This window comes from Burkholderia sp. MSMB617WGS (assembly GCF_001532025.2).
Lineage (GTDB): Bacteria > Pseudomonadota > Gammaproteobacteria > Burkholderiales > Burkholderiaceae > Burkholderia > Burkholderia savannae.
In genome coordinates this window covers 2,261,198-2,277,162 of sequence record NZ_CP013457.1, presented here as the reverse complement: position 1 = coordinate 2,277,162, position 15,965 = coordinate 2,261,198, and the positions used below count along the sequence as shown (strand labels likewise).

The following is a 15,965-nucleotide window of genomic DNA, read 5'->3' as shown; positions in this document are numbered from 1 at the left end:
CGCGTAACGGTTGGGTTGCGTGCGTTCGCTGCGGCGCGTTCGGCGCGCGTCGTTCCTTCGTCGTGCGCCGACAGCACACGCGGCCTGCGCGCGAAATGCGCAGAACGCATCGCCGCGGCCGGCTGGCCGGCCTTCGACCATTCGACCATTCGGCCGCACGCGAGACGGCGGCGCGCTCGCCGCCCCGCGCACGCGGCACGTTTCGATTGCGCCGATCCGGCGTCGCGCTTTCGTTCTGCGCCGGGCCCGCATTCTCGCTGGCCTCTCGCGCACCGCGCCGCGCCGTATCGCGCCGTCGGTCGTTTTTCCGGCCGTTTTCTCCGAACAAACCCTTAATTGCCCGAATCGGCGTTGCGTAACGCGCAGAAAAAGCTGACGATAGGCGCTCCCGATATCAAGAAAAAGGACCGGGATGCGCAGTTTGCGCGGCCGACCATACGCAGGCAGTCACTTCCGTCGTATCCCCTTCGTGGCGCAGATCGTTGAAACGTCGTGTCGGGCCGGTTCGCGCAAACGTTTGCTCGTCGTCAAAACGACACTCGGTCCGCCCGGGACAACAACCACTGCCAGGAGAGTCGCATGGATGTCAGCCTCCGCCGCCGCGTGCTAGCCGCCGCGGCCGTTTGCGTCGCCGTCGCCGCCGCCGGACCGTTCTCGGCCGCTCGGGCGCAGACCGCGCACAAGCCGAAGGTCGCCCTCGTGATGAAGTCGCTCGCCAACGAGTTCTTTCTCACGATGGAGAACGGCGCGAAGGAATACCAGAAACACAACGCGAGCCAGTTCGATCTCGTCACGAACGGCATCAAGGACGAAACCGACACCGCGAGCCAGATCCGCATCGTCGAGCAGATGATCGTGTCGAAGGTCGACGCGATCGTGCTCGCGCCCGCCGATTCGAAGGCGCTCGTGCCCGTCGTCAAGAAGGCCGTCGACGCGGGCATCATCGTCGTCAACATCGACAACCGGCTCGATCCGGACGTGCTCAAGTCGAAGAGCCTGAACGTGCCGTTCGTCGGCCCGGACAACCGCAAGGGCGCGCGGATGGTCGGCGACTACCTCGCGAAGCGGCTGAAGGCGGGCGACCAGGTCGGCATCGTCGAGGGCGTGCCGACGACGACCAACGCGCAGCAGCGCACCGCTGGCTTCCAGGACGCGATGAAGGCGGCGGGCGCGAAGGTCGTGTCGGTCCAGTCGGGCGAATGGGAGATCGACAAGGGCAATGCGGTCGCCTCCGCGATGCTCAACGAATACCCGAACCTGAAGGCGCTCCTCTGCGGCAACGACAACATGGCGATCGGCGCCGTGTCCGCGGTGCGCGCGGCGGGTCGCCAGGGCAAGGTGTACGTGGTCGGCTACGACAACATCAACGCGATCAAGCCGATGCTCAGGGGCGGCCGCGTGCTCGCGACCGCCGACCAGTACGCGGCGAAGCAGGCCGTGTTCGGCATCGATACTGCGTTGAAGGCGCTCGCCGAGCACCGCAAGCAGGCCGACATGACGGGCATCGTCGCGACCCCGGTCGATCTCGTGACGAAGCCTTGACCCGGCGCGGCGGCTTCGGCTCGCCGCTCAAGATCGCCGCGGCGCGGCCGTTATCCGGTCAGAGCGTGACCCCGGCCGCCTCGCGTCCCCGTCCGCGCGGCTGCGCGGATCGCGACAACCGTATTTCATCAGGATCGCGATGGATTCGACCGACCCAGATTCGGTGCCCGACGCGCCGACGCTCGTCGTGAAGGGCATCGGCAAGACCTATGCCGAGCCCGTGCTCGCCGACGTGTCGCTCGCGCTGCACGCGGGCGAGGCGCTCGCGCTGACGGGCGAGAACGGCGCGGGCAAGAGCACGCTGTCGAAGATCGTGGCCGGGCTCGTCGCGCCGACGGCGGGCGCGATGCGGCTCGCGGGCGCGGCGTACGCGCCGCTGAGCCGCGCGCACGCGGAGGCGCTCGGCGTACGGATGGTGATGCAGGAGCTCAACCTCATTCCGACGCTCACCGTTGCCGAAAACCTGTTTCTCGATCGCCTGCCGCACCGGTTCGGCGTGATCGACCGCCGGCGGCTCGCCGACGACGCGCGCGCGGCGATGGCGCGCGTCGGGCTCGACGCGCTCGACCCTAACACGCCCGTCGGCGCGCTCGGCATCGGCCATCAGCAACTGGTCGAGATCGCGCGAAGCCTCGCGGGCGAGTGCCGCGTGCTGATCCTCGACGAGCCGACCGCGATGCTGACCGCGCGCGAAGTCGAGCTGCTGTTCGACCAGATCGCGCGGCTGAAGGCGGACGGCGTCGCGCTCGTCTACATCTCGCACCGGCTCGAGGAGCTCGCGCGGGTCGCGGAGCGGGTCGCCGTGCTGCGCGACGGCCGGCTCGTGCACGTCGATCGGATCGACGCGCAGCCGACCGAGCGGCTCGTCGCGCTGATGGCCGGGCGCGAGATCGCCGAGCAGGCGGTGCATGGCGCGCGCACGCCGGGCGCGCCTTGCTTGAAGGTCGAGCGCCTGTCGCGCGGCGACGCGGTGCGCGAGGTGTCGTTCGACGTGCGCGCGGGCGAGATCTTCGGCATTTCCGGGCTGATCGGCGCCGGGCGCACCGAGCTGCTGCGGCTCATCTACGGCGCGGACGAGGCGGACGGCGGCACCGTGTCGGTAGGCGATCCGCCGCGGCCTGCCGCGATCGGCTCGCCCGCGGACGCGGTCCGGCACGGCATCGCGCTCGTCAGCGAGGACCGCAAGGGCGAGGGGCTGCTGCTGCCGCAGTCGATCGCGGCGAATCTGTCGCTCGGGCAGCTCGCGCGCGTCGCGCGCGGCGGCATCGTCGACGGTGCGCGCGAGACGGCGCTCGCCGCGCGGCAAATCGACGCACTGCGGATTCGCGCGCGCGGCCCCGCGCAGCCGGTGTCGGAGCTGTCGGGCGGCAATCAGCAGAAAGTCGCGATCGGCCGCTGGCTCGGCCGCGACATGAGCGTGCTGCTGTTCGACGAACCGACCCGCGGGATCGACGTCGGCGCGAAGTTCGACATCTACGCGCTGCTCGACGCGCTCGCGCGCGAAGGCCGCGCGATCGTCGTCGTGTCGAGCGACCTGCGCGAGCTGATGCTGATCTGCGACCGGATCGGCGTGATGTCGGCGGGGCGGATGGACGCCGTGTTCGAGCGCGGCGCGTGGACGCAGGACGCGCTCCTCGCCGCCGCGTTCGCCGGCTACGCGCGCCGCGACGCGGCGCTGCACGCGCCCGGCGACGCGCGAACCGCCACGTAAGCGCGCTTGGCGCGACCGATCCGGCCCGCGGCCGACACCGCACGCCTCAATTCATCGAAGCAGCAACACACAGGACATTCACGATGAACGACCGATCCATCGACCGAAACGCCGGCGCCCGGCCCGGGCAGGCGGGCGGCGTCGCGGCGAAGCCGGCCGGCGTGCGGCTCGGCCTGTCGAACTACATCGGGCTCGCGCTCGCGCTTCTCGCGCTGATCGCGCTCTTCTCGATGCTGAGCTCGCACTTCCTCACGTACGACACCTTCAGCACGATCGCAAATCAGATTCCCGACCTCGTCGTGCTGTCGGTCGGCATGACCTTCGTGCTCGTCATCGCGGGCATCGATCTGTCGGTCGGCTCCGTGCTCGCGCTCGCGGCGTCGGTCGTGAGCGTGGCCGCGCTGCGCTGGCAGTGGCCGCCGCTCTTCGCCGCGCTCGCCGGCGTCGCGGCGGCGGCCGCGACGGGCACGCTGACGGGCGCCGTCACGGTCGGCTGGCGGATTCCGTCGTTCATCGTGTCGCTCGGCGTGCTCGAGGCGGCGCGCGGCGTCGCATACCAGTTGACCAACTCGCGCACCGCCTACATCGGCGACGCGTTCGACTTCCTGTCGAACCCGATCGCGCTCGGCATCTCACCCGCGTTCCTGATCGCGGTCGCGGTGATGGCCGTCGCGCAATTCGTGCTCGCGCGCACTGTGTTCGGCCGCTACCTCGTCGGCATCGGCACGAACGAGGAAGCAGTGCGACTGGCCGGGGTTAACCCGCGCCCGTATAAAATCATCGTTTTCGCGCTGATGGGCGCGCTCGCCGGGCTCGCCGCGCTGTTTCAGATCTCCCGGCTCGAAGCCGCCGATCCGAACGCGGGCGCGGGCCTCGAGCTGCAGGTGATTGCGGCCGTCGTGATCGGCGGCACGAGCCTCATGGGCGGTCGCGGCTCGGTCGTCAGCACGTTCTTCGGCGTGTTGATCATCTCCGTGCTCGCGGCCGGTCTCGCGCAGATCGGCGCGAACGAGCCCACCAAACGCATCATCACGGGCGCCGTGATCGTCGTGGCCGTCGTGCTCGACACGTATCGCAGCCGGCGCGCGCGGGGATAGCAAGAACAACGAACCAGAGAGAAAGGGAATGGCGACGATCAAGGATGTGGCGGCCATCGCCGGCGTGTCGTTCACGACGGTATCGCACGTGGTCAACAATTCGCGGCCCGTGTCGGCCGACGTGCGGGCCAAGGTCGAGCGGGCGATCCGCGAGCTGAACTACGTGCCGTCGGCCGTGGCGCGCTCGCTGAAGGCGCGCTCGACGGCCACCATCGGCCTCGTGGTGCCGAACAGCACGAACCCGTACTTCGCCGAGCTCGCGCGCGGCATCGAGGACCAGTGCGCGCTGTCCGGCTACTGCGTGTTCCTGTGCAACTCGGACGACGATCCCGAGAAGCAGCGCAACTACCTGCGCGTGCTGCAGGAAAAGCGCATCGACGGGCTCATCATCGCGTCGGCGGGCGACGACGCGGTGCTCGCGCACACGCTCGCCGACACGCGCGAGCCGCTCGTCGTGGTCGATCGGAACATCGAGGGGCTCGCGGCCGATCTCGTGCAGATCGACCACGAGCGCGGCGCGTATCTCGCGACGCGGCATCTGCTCGAGCTCGGCCACGCGAAGATCGGCTGCATCACGGGCGCCGTGTCGACTGCGGTGAGCGCGATGCGCGTGCACGGCTTCATTCGCGCGATGGCCGAGCGCGGCATCGACATCGTGCCGGGCGCGATCGCCGAGAGCGACTTTTCCTGCATCGGCGGCTATCACGCGGCCGTGCGCCTCTTCGACACCGTGCGCCCGAGCGCGATCTTCGCGGGCAACGACCTGATGGGGCTCGGCGCGCTGCGCGCGGCGGCCGAGCGCGGCATTCGCGTGCCGGCCGATTGCTCGATCATCGGCTTCGACGACATCGAGCTGTCGCGCTATACGTATCCGGCGCTGTCGACGGTCGGCCAGTCGGTGCGCGCGCTGGGCGAAATGGCCGCGCAGACGCTGATCGAGCGGATCGGCGGCGGCGCGTCGGGCGCGCCGAAGCGTCGGCGCGTCGTGTCGCCGCGCCTCGTGCTGCGCGAATCGACGACCGTCTACGTGGAGCCGGCCGACGCCGGGTATCGCGGATGACGACCGAAATCGAACGGACCGCGCCCGCGAGCGGCGGCAAGGTGATGGTCGTCGGCAGCCTCAACATGGATCTCGTCGTGCGCTCGCCGCGGCTGCCGCGGCCGGGCGAGACGCTCGCCGGCCGCTCGTTCGCGCAGGCGGCGGGCGGCAAGGGCGGCAACCAGGCGGTCGCGGCCGCGCGGCTCGGCGCGCGGGTCGCGATGCTCGGCCGCGTCGGCGCGGACGAGCACGGCGCCGCGTTGCGCGCGGGGCTCGTCGCCGAAGGCATCGATTGCGGCGCGCTGTCGGCCAGCGAGACGGCGACGACGGGCGTTGCGCTCATCGTGGTCGACGACGCGAGCCAGAACGCGATCGTGATCGTCGCGGGCAGCAACGGCGAGGTGACGCCCGAGTCGATCGCCGGGCACGAAGCCGCGCTCGCCGCGGCCGATGTGCTGATCTGCCAGCTCGAGACGCCCGCGGATGCGGTCCGCGCGGCGCTTGCCGCGGGCCGCCGGCTCGGCAAGACGGTCGTGCTGAATCCGGCGCCCGTCGTCGGGCCGCTGCCCGCGGACTGGCTGCCGCTCGTCGATTATCTGATTCCGAACGAAGTCGAGGCCGCCGCGCTGACCGGGCTGCCGGTGCGCGATCCGGCGGGCGCCGAGGCGGCGGCGCGCGCGCTCGCGGCGGCGGGCGCGCGCAACGTGATCGTCACGCTCGGCGCACAGGGCGCGCTCGCGCTGACGGCGGACGGCGCGGCGCGCCACTATCCGGCGCCGCGCGTGGCGCCCGTCGACACGACGGCGGCGGGCGACACGTTCATCGGCGGCTTCGCCGCCCGGCTCGCCGCGGGCGACGCGCCGCACGATGCGATCCGCTTCGCGCAGCGCGCGGCGGCGCTGTCGGTCACGCGCGCTGGCGCGCAGCCGTCGATTCCGACGCTCGCCGAGCTCGACGCATTCGCGCCGGACTCGGCGTGACACGCGCCGCGCGACACCGGTCTTCGTCAGCAAAAAGAAAGAAAATATAGGGCCGATGCACGTGGAGAACAGGATTTTCCTCGGATCAATCGTCACACGGATCAAGTCTTCCTGTCGAAAGCCGTAAACAGGCGAGACGAAGCAAACGTTTCGTCGTCGCGGGCCGCAGAGCGGGCGGCTTGCGTCGTCTTCACGATGCGTCACAGGAAGAACCATGCTGCTGAAGAACATCACGATCAGGTCGCGCCTCGCCGTCACGATGACGCTCCTTTCCCTCCTGCTGTGCGTCGTCGGCGCGCTCGGCCTGTTCGGGATGAGCCGGGCCAACGACGCGAACGAGCAAACCTCGTCGAACCAGTTGCCGAGCGCGATCGACGTCGCGAGCGCCGAGCTGTTCGCCGCCCGCGAGCGCCTCGTGCTCGACCGCGCGGCGCTTCTCGCCGGCACGCCGGACGCCGCGCAGGCGATCGAGCGCGCGCGCGGCATGCGCGGGATCTCCGATTCGTGGTGGAAGAAGTACCTCGACCTGCCGCGCGACGCACAAGAGGAGCGCCTCGCGCAGGACGTCGCGTCCAAGCGGCAGATCCTGCAGCGCGAGCTCGACGGGTTCGCCGGGGCCATCAACGCGAACGATCGCGACAAGATTCTCGAGTCCGCAAAGCGGATGCAGGTGGTGTTCAACGACTTCGCGCTCGCGAGCGAGGCGTTGCGCGCATTCCAGATCAAGCAGGCGAGCATCAATTTCAACGACGCGCAAAGCGTATATTCGACGAGCCGAGTCGCGAGCATCGCCGCGCTCGCGCTCGGCCTTGCAATCTCGGTCTATTGCTTCCTGAGCCTGCGCGCGGCGATCGCGCGGCCGCTCGCCGACGCGCTCGGCCATTTCGACGCGATCGCGGCGGGCGAGCTGCGCCGCCCGATCGTCGCCGCGCGGCGCGACGAGATGGGGCTGCTGCTCGAAGGGCTCGCGAAGATGCAGGCGAGCGTCGCGGACACCGTGCGCTCGGTGCGCGGCGGCAGCGAATCGATCGCGACGGCGGCGCGGCAGATCGCGGCGGGCAACATCGACCTGTCTTCGCGCACCGAGCAGCAGGCGGCGGCGCTCGAGGAGACGGCGTCGAGCATGGAGGAGCTCACGGGCACGGTGCGGCGCAACGCGGACAACGCGCGGCAGGCGAGCACGCTCGCCGCGAGCGCGTCGGAGATCGCGAACAAGGGCAATGCCGTCGTGGGCCAGGTGGTCGGCACGATGGGCGACATCAACCAGAGTTCCGCGAAGATCGCCGACATCATCACGATCATCGAGGGCATCGCGTTCCAGACCAACATCCTTGCGCTGAACGCGGCCGTCGAGGCGGCGCGCGCGGGCGAGGAAGGGCGCGGCTTCGCGGTCGTCGCGGGCGAGGTGCGCAGCCTCGCGCAGCGCTCGTCGGCGGCCGCCAAGGAGATCAAGGAGCTGATCGACACGTCGGTCGAGCGCGTGCGCACGGGCTCGACGCTCGTCGACGAGGCGGGGCGCACGATGAGCGAGGTGATCGGCGCGGTGCGGCGCGTGACCGACATCATGGGCGAGATCGCGGCGGCGTCGGAGGAGCAGAGCACCGGGATCGATCAGGTGTCGCGCGCGGTGTCACAGATGGACGAGGTCACGCAGCAGAACGCGGCGCTCGTCGAGGAGGCCGCGGCCGCCGCGCAATCGCTCGACGAGCAGGCGGCGCGGCTGCGCGCGACCGTTTCGGTGTTTCGCGTCGACGACGGCGATGCGCGCGACGCCGCCTCGCAGGCGCGGCCCGCGGCCGGCGCGGCACGCCGGGCGGCGGCGGGCGCGGTTGCGCCGGCGCAGGGCGGCGCGCATTCGGGCGCGACTGCCGGCGCGCCGTCTGTCGCGCCGCCCGTTGTGTTGCCGGTCGCGCCGAGTCAGGCGGCGCCCAAGCCCGCGCCGCCCGCGAAGCCCGCGCATGCGGCCGCGGCCGCCAAGCCGAAGCCGGTGCCCGTGCCGCGCGCGGCGCCGGCCGCCGCGGCGGCCGTGGCGAGCGGCGACGATTGGGAGACGTTCTGACATCGGATGGCGATCGTATCGGACAACGATCTATCCCCAATTAGACTGAACGACAGCGCTTGCCGCCAGCGGGCGTTTTTGCATCGCAAACAGCCGCTCACACGTTCGTCGCGCGGTGGCCGGCGCGCGCTTTCCGATGCGTGGGCGCTCGGCGCGCGACGAGCGCGGCATCGCCATCTCGAAAATCGCCGCGAGCGCGCGTCGCGCGTACGGGCGCACCCTGGGCGGGCACGTCATGGAACAGGCGCGTGCTGGGCACGCACGTCCTGGACAGACGGGCATATGCCTAGACAGGCACGTCCTGAATATGGACAGATCCCGAACGGAAACATCCCCTGCGGCCGCATTGCCGTTGCCTCCGCCGCGAACGTGCCCGAGCGGGCACGTACATGTAACCGACACGCACTCGTCGCGCGCGCTCGGGAGCCGTTTCGGCCGGCGCGCCGCGCGTTTCCGCCGCGCGTGCGCCGCAAGCAATCGCCCTCATCGCCGTCAGGGGCATCGCGCCGTTGCGCGCAACGCAAAAAAATTGTAACGGCGCGTTTGCGATGTCGTCGCAGACGACGCGTCGCGCGTATAGGGAAAGAAGCGGGAAGGTGGTTCGGCGAGTGCGGGAACGTCAACGGAGGAGACGATCCGCTGCCTGAATGGAGAGCGCCGATGCAGCGTTGGCGCGAAGCGGGAGAACCATTCTAGAGCAGCAGAAAGTGCTTTCCAAGCAGCGTTTTCCGCAATGCAGAGAACTGCAACGGGGCCGTTGAAGTAGTTCGTGAAAAAAAAAGTAAATGGGTTTAGGATGAAATCGAACGGTCCTGCTTCGACACGATCTATACGAAGGCAAGATCGTCTTCAGACTCAGGCGAGGAGGTAGCATGGATATTTATAGCAGCTTCGCGAACCGCTTCGAAAAAACGCGAGAAGAAGAGTTCTCGCTAGAGGAGTATCTCGCGCTCTGCAAGAACGATCCATCGGCGTACGCCACGGCCGGCGAACGCATGCTGGCGGCCATCGGGGAGCCGGAACAGATCGACACTCGCAACGATCCGCGCCTGTCGCGGATTTTCGCGAACAAGGTCATCAAGGTGTACCCTGCGTTCCGCGAGTTTTACGGGATGGAAGAGGTGATCGAGCAGGTGGTCGCCTATTTCCGCCACGCGGCGCAGGGGCTCGAGGAGAAGAAGCAGATCCTCTACCTGCTCGGACCGGTGGGCGGCGGCAAGTCGTCGATCGCCGAGCGCCTGAAGCAACTGATGGAGCGCGTGCCGTTCTACGCGCTCAAGGGCTCGCCCGTCAACGAATCGCCGCTCGGCCTGTTCGACTACGACGAAGACGGTCCGATCCTCGAAGAGCAATACGGCATACCGCGCCGCTATCTGAAGAGCATCCTGAGTCCGTGGGCGGTCAAGCGCCTGCACGAGTACAACGGCGACATCCGGCGCTTCCGCGTCGTGCGCCGCTATCCTTCGATCCTGCGGCAGATCGGCATCGCGAAGACCGAGCCCGGCGACGAGAACAATCAGGACATCTCGTCGCTCGTCGGCAAGGTCGACATCCGCAAGCTCGAGCAATACGCGCAGGACGATGCCGACGCGTACAGTTATTCGGGCGGCCTGTGCCTCGCGAACCAGGGCCTTCTCGAGTTCGTCGAAATGTTCAAGGCGCCGATCAAGGTGCTGCATCCGCTCCTGACCGCCACGCAGGAAGGCAACTTCAAGGGCACCGAAGGATTCGGCGCGATCCCGTTCGACGGCATCATCCTCGCGCATTCGAACGAATCCGAATGGAAGGCGTTCCGCAACAACCGCAACAACGAGGCGTTGCTCGACCGGATCTTCGTCGTCAAGGTGCCGTACTGCCTGCGCGTGTCCGAGGAAATCAAGATCTACGAGAAGCTGATCCGCAACTCGTCGCTCGCCGAGGCCGTGTGTGCGCCCGGCACGCTGAAGATGATGGCGCAGCTCTCGGTGCTCACGCGTTTGCACGAGCCGGAGAATTCGAGTCTCTTTTCGAAGATGCAGGTGTACGACGGCGAGAATCTGAAGGACACCGATCCGAAGGCGAAGTCCTATCAGGAGTATCGCGACTACGCGGGCGTCGACGAAGGGATGACGGGCGTGTCCACGCGCTTCGCGTTCAAGATCCTGTCGCGCGTGTTCAACTTCGATTCGACCGAAGTCGCGGCGAACCCGGTGCACCTGATGTACGTGCTCGAACAGCAGATCGAGCGCGAGCAGTTCCCGCCTGAAACCGAGCAGAAGTATCTGTCGTTCGTGAAGGATCTGCTCGCGTCGCGCTACGCGGAGTTCATCGGCAAGGAGATCCAGACCGCGTATCTCGAGTCGTATTCGGAATACGGCCAGAACATCTTCGACCGCTACGTCACGTACGCGGATTTCTGGATACAGGATCAGGAGTTCCGCGATCACGACACGGGCGAGAGCTTCGACCGCGCGGCGCTCAACGCCGAGCTCGAGAAGATCGAGAAGCCGGCGGGCATCAGCAATCCGAAGGATTTCCGCAACGAGATCGTGAACTTCGTGTTGCGCGCGCGCGCCGCGAACGGGGGCAAGAACCCGGCGTGGGTCAGCTACGAGAAGCTGCGCGTCGTGATCGAAAAGAAGATGTTCTCGAACACGGAGGAATTGTTGCCGGTCATTTCGTTCAACGCGAAGGGCTCGGCGGAGGAGCAGCGCAAGCACGAAGACTTTGTGAACCGGATGGTCGCGAAGGGCTATACGCCGAAGCAGGTTCGGCTCCTGTGCGACTGGTATCTGCGCGTGCGCAAGTCGTCATGACGCGCGCAACGCGACGCCCGCGCGGCCGCGCACGGGCACCTTGAGAGACGTCGCCCGCATTGCGGCAAGTCCGCGTGCGCGGCGTGCGTCCCGGCGTATCGACATTCGAGCGGGAGACTGGGTGTGCTTCATCAAATCATCGACCGCAGGCTGGCCGGCAAGAACAAGAGCATTGCCAATCGCGAGCGCTTCCTGCGCCGTGTCAAGAACTACATTCGTCGTGCAGTGTCCGACGCGGTGCGCGATCGCAGCATCAAGGACATCCAGAGCACGCAGAGCATCACGATTCCCCGCAAGGACATCGCGGAGCCGACGTTCCGGCACGGGCCGGGCGGCCGGCGCGAGCTCGTGCACCCGGGCAACGCCGATTACGTGCGCGGCGACAAGATCCCGCGTCCGCCGGGCGGCGCCGGAGGCGGCGGCAGCCAGGCGAGCAACGAGGGCGAAGGTCAGGACGACTTCGTGTTCGAGCTGTCCCGCGAGGAATTCATGCAGTACTTCTTCGACGATCTCGAACTGCCGCGCCTCGTCAAGACCCACCTGCTGACCGTACCGAGCTGGAAGAACGTCCGCGCGGGCTGGGCGGCGGAGGGCACGCCGAACAACATCGACGTCGTGCGCTCGCTGCGAAGCGCGCTCGGCCGGCGCATCGCGCTCGGCTCGCCGCTCGTCAACGAACTGCGCGAGCTCGAGGAAAAGCTCGCCGCGCTGAAGGAAGAATCGGGCGACCATCGCGTCGAGATCGCGCAGCTCGAGGAGGAGATCCATCACCTGAAGGGCCGCATCTGGCGCATTCCGTTCATCGATCCGTTCGATCTGCGCTACGTGAACCGCGTGAAGATGCCGCAGCCGTCGAGCCAGGCGGTGATGTTTTGCCTGATGGACGTGTCGGGCTCGATGGACGAGCAGCGCAAGGATCTCGCGAAGCGCTTCTTCATCCTGCTGTACCTGTTCCTCAAGCGCAACTACGAGCGCATCGAAGTGGTGTTCATCCGCCATCACACGCGCGCGGAGGAAGTCGACGAGGACACGTTCTTCCATTCGACCGAAAGCGGCGGCACGGTCGTGTCGAGCGCGCTCGAGCTGATGCGCAAGGTGATGGACGAGCGCTATTCGCCGACCGAGTGGAACATCTACGGCGCGCAGGCGTCGGACGGCGACAACTGGACCGACGATTCGCCGAAGTGTCGCAAGATCCTCGACGAGGACATCCTGTCGAAGGTGCGTTATTTCGCGTACATCCAGGTGACGCCCGAAGAGCAGAACCTCTGGCTCGAATACGCGCAACTGGCGCTGTCGCAACCGCATCTCGCGATGAAGAAAGTGGAATCGGCTGCCGACATTTATCCGGTGTTCCGTGAACTCTTTGAAAAGCACGTGGAATCCTGATGACGACTCGCCACCTGCATAACGAAGCGCGCGGCTACGAGCCGCGCCGCAAGAGCGACGAAGCGTCGGAACCCGCCGCGAACGATCGCGGCGCATCGCCCGACGCGGCGGCGCAGCACCCAGAAGCGCCCGCAAGCGGGCTCAAGGAAGCGCGTATGAACGTTGCCGACCGCAAACCGCTGCCGTGTCCGTCCGACTGGACCTTCGAGCTGATCGAGGAGTACGACACCCACATCTCGCAGGTCGCGGAGCAGTACGAGCTCGACATCTACCCGATCCAGCTCGAGCTGATCAGCGCCGAGCAGATGATGGACGCGTACGCGTCGGTCGGCATGCCCGTCAACTACCGTCACTGGTCGTTCGGCAAGCACTTCCTGTCGACCGAGAAGAGCTACCGGCGAGGGCAGATGGGGCTCGCGTACGAGATCGTCATCAATTCGAACCCGTGCATCGCGTATCTGATGGAAGAGAACACGATGACGATGCAGGCGCTCGTCATCGCGCACGCGGCGTACGGGCACAACTCGTTCTTCAAGGGCAATTACCTGTTCCGCTTGTGGACCGACGCGCACGCGATCATCGATTACCTCGTCTACGCGAAGAACTACGTCGCCGAATGCGAGGAGCGCTACGGGCTCGATCGCGTCGAGGAACTGCTCGACTCGTGCCACGCGCTGATGAACTACGGCGTCGACCGCTACAAGCGTCCGCAGAAGCCGTCGCTCGCGAAGGAATCCGAACTGCGGCGCGAGCGCGAGGCGTACCTGCAGTCGCAGGTCAACGAGCTGTGGCGCACGCTGCCCTCGAGAAAGCTCGAGCTCGCCGAGGAGCAGGAGGAACGCTATCCGCCCGAGCCGCAGGAAAACCTGCTGTACTTCGCGGAGAAGAACGCGCCGTTCCTCGAGCCGTGGGAGCGCGAAGTGATCCGGATCGTGCGCAAGATCGGCCAGTACTTCTATCCGCAGCGGCAGACGCAGGTGATGAACGAAGGCTGGGCGACGTTCTGGCATTACACGCTGCTCAACACGATGTACAACCAGGGCAAGCTCGCGGACGGCTTCATGATGGAGTTCCTCCATTCGCACAGCAACGTGATCTACCAGCCGCCCGTGATGAAGCCGTACTACAGCGGGATCAATCCGTACGCGCTCGGCTTCTCGATGATGAGCGACATCCGCCGGATCTGCGAGGCGCCGACCGAGGAGGACTACAAGTGGTTTCCCGAGCTCGCGGGCAGCCCGTGGCTGCCGGCGCTTCACTATGCGATGCGCAACTTCAAGGACGAGAGCTTCATCGCGCAATATCTGTCGCCGCATCTGATTCGCGAGATGCGTCTGTTCTCGGTGCTCGACGACGACATGCGCGATGCGCTCGAAGTGTCGGCGATCCATGACGACTCCGGCTATCAGTACGTGCGGCAGGCGCTGTCGCGGCAGTACGACATCCATCATCGGGAGCCGAACATCCAGGTGTGGTCGGTCAATACGCGCGGCGACCGCAGCCTCACGCTGCGCCATTTCATGACCGACAACCGTCACCTGTCCAACGACAGCGAGGAGGTGCTCAAGCACATGGCGCGGCTCTGGCAGTTCGACGTGTTCCTCGAGAGCGTCGACGAGACGGGGACGGTACGCAAGCGCTACGAGTGCCCCTACACGGCGCCGGAAATCCGGATCTGACGGCGCGGCGCGCCCGTCGCGCGCCGCGCGGCGATATCGGTGGATATCGGCGATATCGTCGGCGTGGCCCTCGCTCCGGCCGCCGCTTGCGCGGCGCCACCTTGCACGAAACGCGAGCCGCCCGGCTCGCGTTTTCGTTGAATGGCCGGCCGAGCGGAAATTATTTTTTGACATCGGGGCGATCCCGGGCAGCCAGATAGATTACATTTCGCTAAAATCGCCGCCACGCCGAGGTGGAACCGGTATCACCGCGTGCGTCGAACAAGAAGGCGGCAGATCGTCACCGCCAGGCCATCCAGAGAACTTCAAGGAAAAGACCCATCCATGAATGACCAGACCGCCGTCGCCGCCGTCACGCGGCAAGACGTCCGGCGTCGCGTGCTCGCGATCGTCGGCGCATCGTCGGGCAACCTCGTCGAGTGGTTCGACTTCTACATCTACTCGTTCTGCGCGCTGTATTTCGCGCCGGCGTTCTTTCCGAACGGCAACACGACGACGCAGCTGCTCAACACGGCGGGCGTGTTCGCAGCGGGCTTCCTGATGCGTCCGATCGGCGGCTGGCTGTTCGGCCGGATCGCGGACAAGCACGGCCGCCGCGCAGCGATGATGATCTCGGTGCTGATGATGTGCGGCGGCTCGCTCGTGATCGCGGTGCTGCCGACGTATGCGCAGATCGGCGCGCTCGCGCCGTTCCTGCTGCTCGTCGCGCGGCTGTTCCAGGGCCTGTCGGTCGGCGGCGAATACGGCACGAGCGCGACTTACATGAGCGAGGTCGCGCTCAAGGGCCGCCGCGGCTTCTTCGCGTCGTTCCAGTACGTGACGCTGATCGGCGGCCAGCTCTGCGCGCTCCTCGTGCTCGTGATCCTGCAGCAGACGCTCTCGGCCGCCGAACTGAAGGCGTGGGGCTGGCGCATTCCGTTCGTCGTCGGCGCGGCGGCCGCGCTGATCTCGCTGTACCTGCGCAAGTCGCTCGACGAGACGTCGACGAGCGAGTCGCGCAAGGCGAAGGACGCCGGCACGATTCGCGGCGTGTGGCAGCACAAGGGCGCGTTCCTGACGGTGGTCGGCTTCACGGCCGGCGGCTCGCTGATCTTCTACACGTTCACGACGTACATGCAGAAGTACCTCGTCAACACTGCAGGCATGCATGCGAAGACCGCGAGCAACGTGATGACGGCCGCGCTCTTCGTCTACATGCTGATGCAGCCGGTGTTCGGCGCGCTGTCGGACAAGATCGGCCGCCGGAAGTCGATGATCCTGTTCGGCACGGGCGCCGTGATCGGCACCGTGCCGCTGATGCATGCGTTGGGCGGCGTGACGAGCCCGTTCGCGGCGTTCGGCCTCATCGTCGTCGCGCTCGCGATCGTCAGCTTCTACACGTCGATCAGCGGCCTCATCAAGGCCGAGATGTTCCCGCCCGAAGTGCGCGCGATGGGCGTCGGGCTGTCGTACGCGGTCGCCAACGCGATCTTCGGCGGCTCGGCCGAGTATGTCGCGCTGTGGTTCAAGTCGGTCGGCAGCGAATCGAGCTTCTACTGGTACGTGACCGTGCTCTGCGCGATCTCGCTCTTCGTGTCGTGGCGCATGCGCGATCCGAGCAGGGAAGGGTATCTGCGCAACGAGCCCTGATCGCGGGCCGCCGCGCGGCGGGCGAAGGCCGGTTCGGCGCTCGCC

Annotated in this window: 10 protein-coding genes; all 10 read left to right on the top strand. The window is 67.2% G+C overall.

The features are described from left to right. Positions 1-579 precede the first annotated feature (579 nt). Positions 580-1,542 carry a sugar ABC transporter substrate-binding protein gene (locus WT60_RS11150; RefSeq protein WP_038743113.1) on the top strand — a complete coding sequence of 321 codons (963 nt, stop codon included), beginning with the start codon at positions 580-582 and terminating at the stop codon, positions 1,540-1,542. 139 nt (positions 1,543-1,681) lie between these two features. After that, a complete protein-coding gene (locus tag WT60_RS11145; RefSeq protein ID WP_060356011.1) occupies positions 1,682-3,253 on the top strand; it encodes a sugar ABC transporter ATP-binding protein in 1,572 nt (523 codons plus the stop codon). Positions 3,254-3,336: 83 nt separating this feature from the next. Further along, the gene (locus WT60_RS11140; RefSeq protein ID WP_038743111.1) at positions 3,337-4,350 is read left to right on the top strand and encodes an ABC transporter permease; all 1,014 of its coding nucleotides are present in this window, start codon (positions 3,337-3,339) and stop codon (positions 4,348-4,350) included. Positions 4,351-4,378: 28 nt separating this feature from the next. Further along, positions 4,379-5,410, top strand: coding sequence for a LacI family DNA-binding transcriptional regulator (locus WT60_RS11135; RefSeq protein ID WP_059575089.1), 1,032 nt, complete (start codon positions 4,379-4,381; stop codon positions 5,408-5,410). Further along, the gene (gene rbsK / locus WT60_RS11130) at positions 5,407-6,369 is read left to right on the top strand and encodes a ribokinase (RefSeq protein WP_059670382.1); all 963 of its coding nucleotides are present in this window, start codon (positions 5,407-5,409) and stop codon (positions 6,367-6,369) included. Before WT60_RS11135 ends, rbsK begins: the two co-directional genes overlap by 4 nt. Before the next feature lie 214 nt (positions 6,370-6,583). Next, on the top strand, positions 6,584-8,428 hold the full coding sequence (locus WT60_RS11125; protein ID WP_060356012.1) for a methyl-accepting chemotaxis protein: 1,845 nt from the start codon (positions 6,584-6,586) through the stop codon (positions 8,426-8,428). 872 nt (positions 8,429-9,300) lie between these two features. Then, positions 9,301-11,223, top strand: coding sequence for a PrkA family serine protein kinase (locus WT60_RS11115; RefSeq protein WP_038743107.1), 1,923 nt, complete (start codon positions 9,301-9,303; stop codon positions 11,221-11,223). A gap of 123 nt (positions 11,224-11,346) precedes the next feature. Continuing rightward, on the top strand, positions 11,347-12,612 hold the full coding sequence (locus WT60_RS11110) for a YeaH/YhbH family protein (protein ID WP_038743106.1): 1,266 nt from the start codon (positions 11,347-11,349) through the stop codon (positions 12,610-12,612). Further along, positions 12,612-14,291, top strand: coding sequence for a SpoVR family protein (locus WT60_RS11105; protein ID WP_060356013.1), 1,680 nt, complete (start codon positions 12,612-12,614; stop codon positions 14,289-14,291). Before WT60_RS11110 ends, WT60_RS11105 begins: the two co-directional genes overlap by 1 nt. A 324-nt stretch (positions 14,292-14,615) precedes the next feature. Next, positions 14,616-15,920, top strand: coding sequence for an MFS family transporter (locus WT60_RS11100; protein ID WP_038743104.1), 1,305 nt, complete (start codon positions 14,616-14,618; stop codon positions 15,918-15,920). Positions 15,921-15,965: the final 45 nt, after the last annotated feature.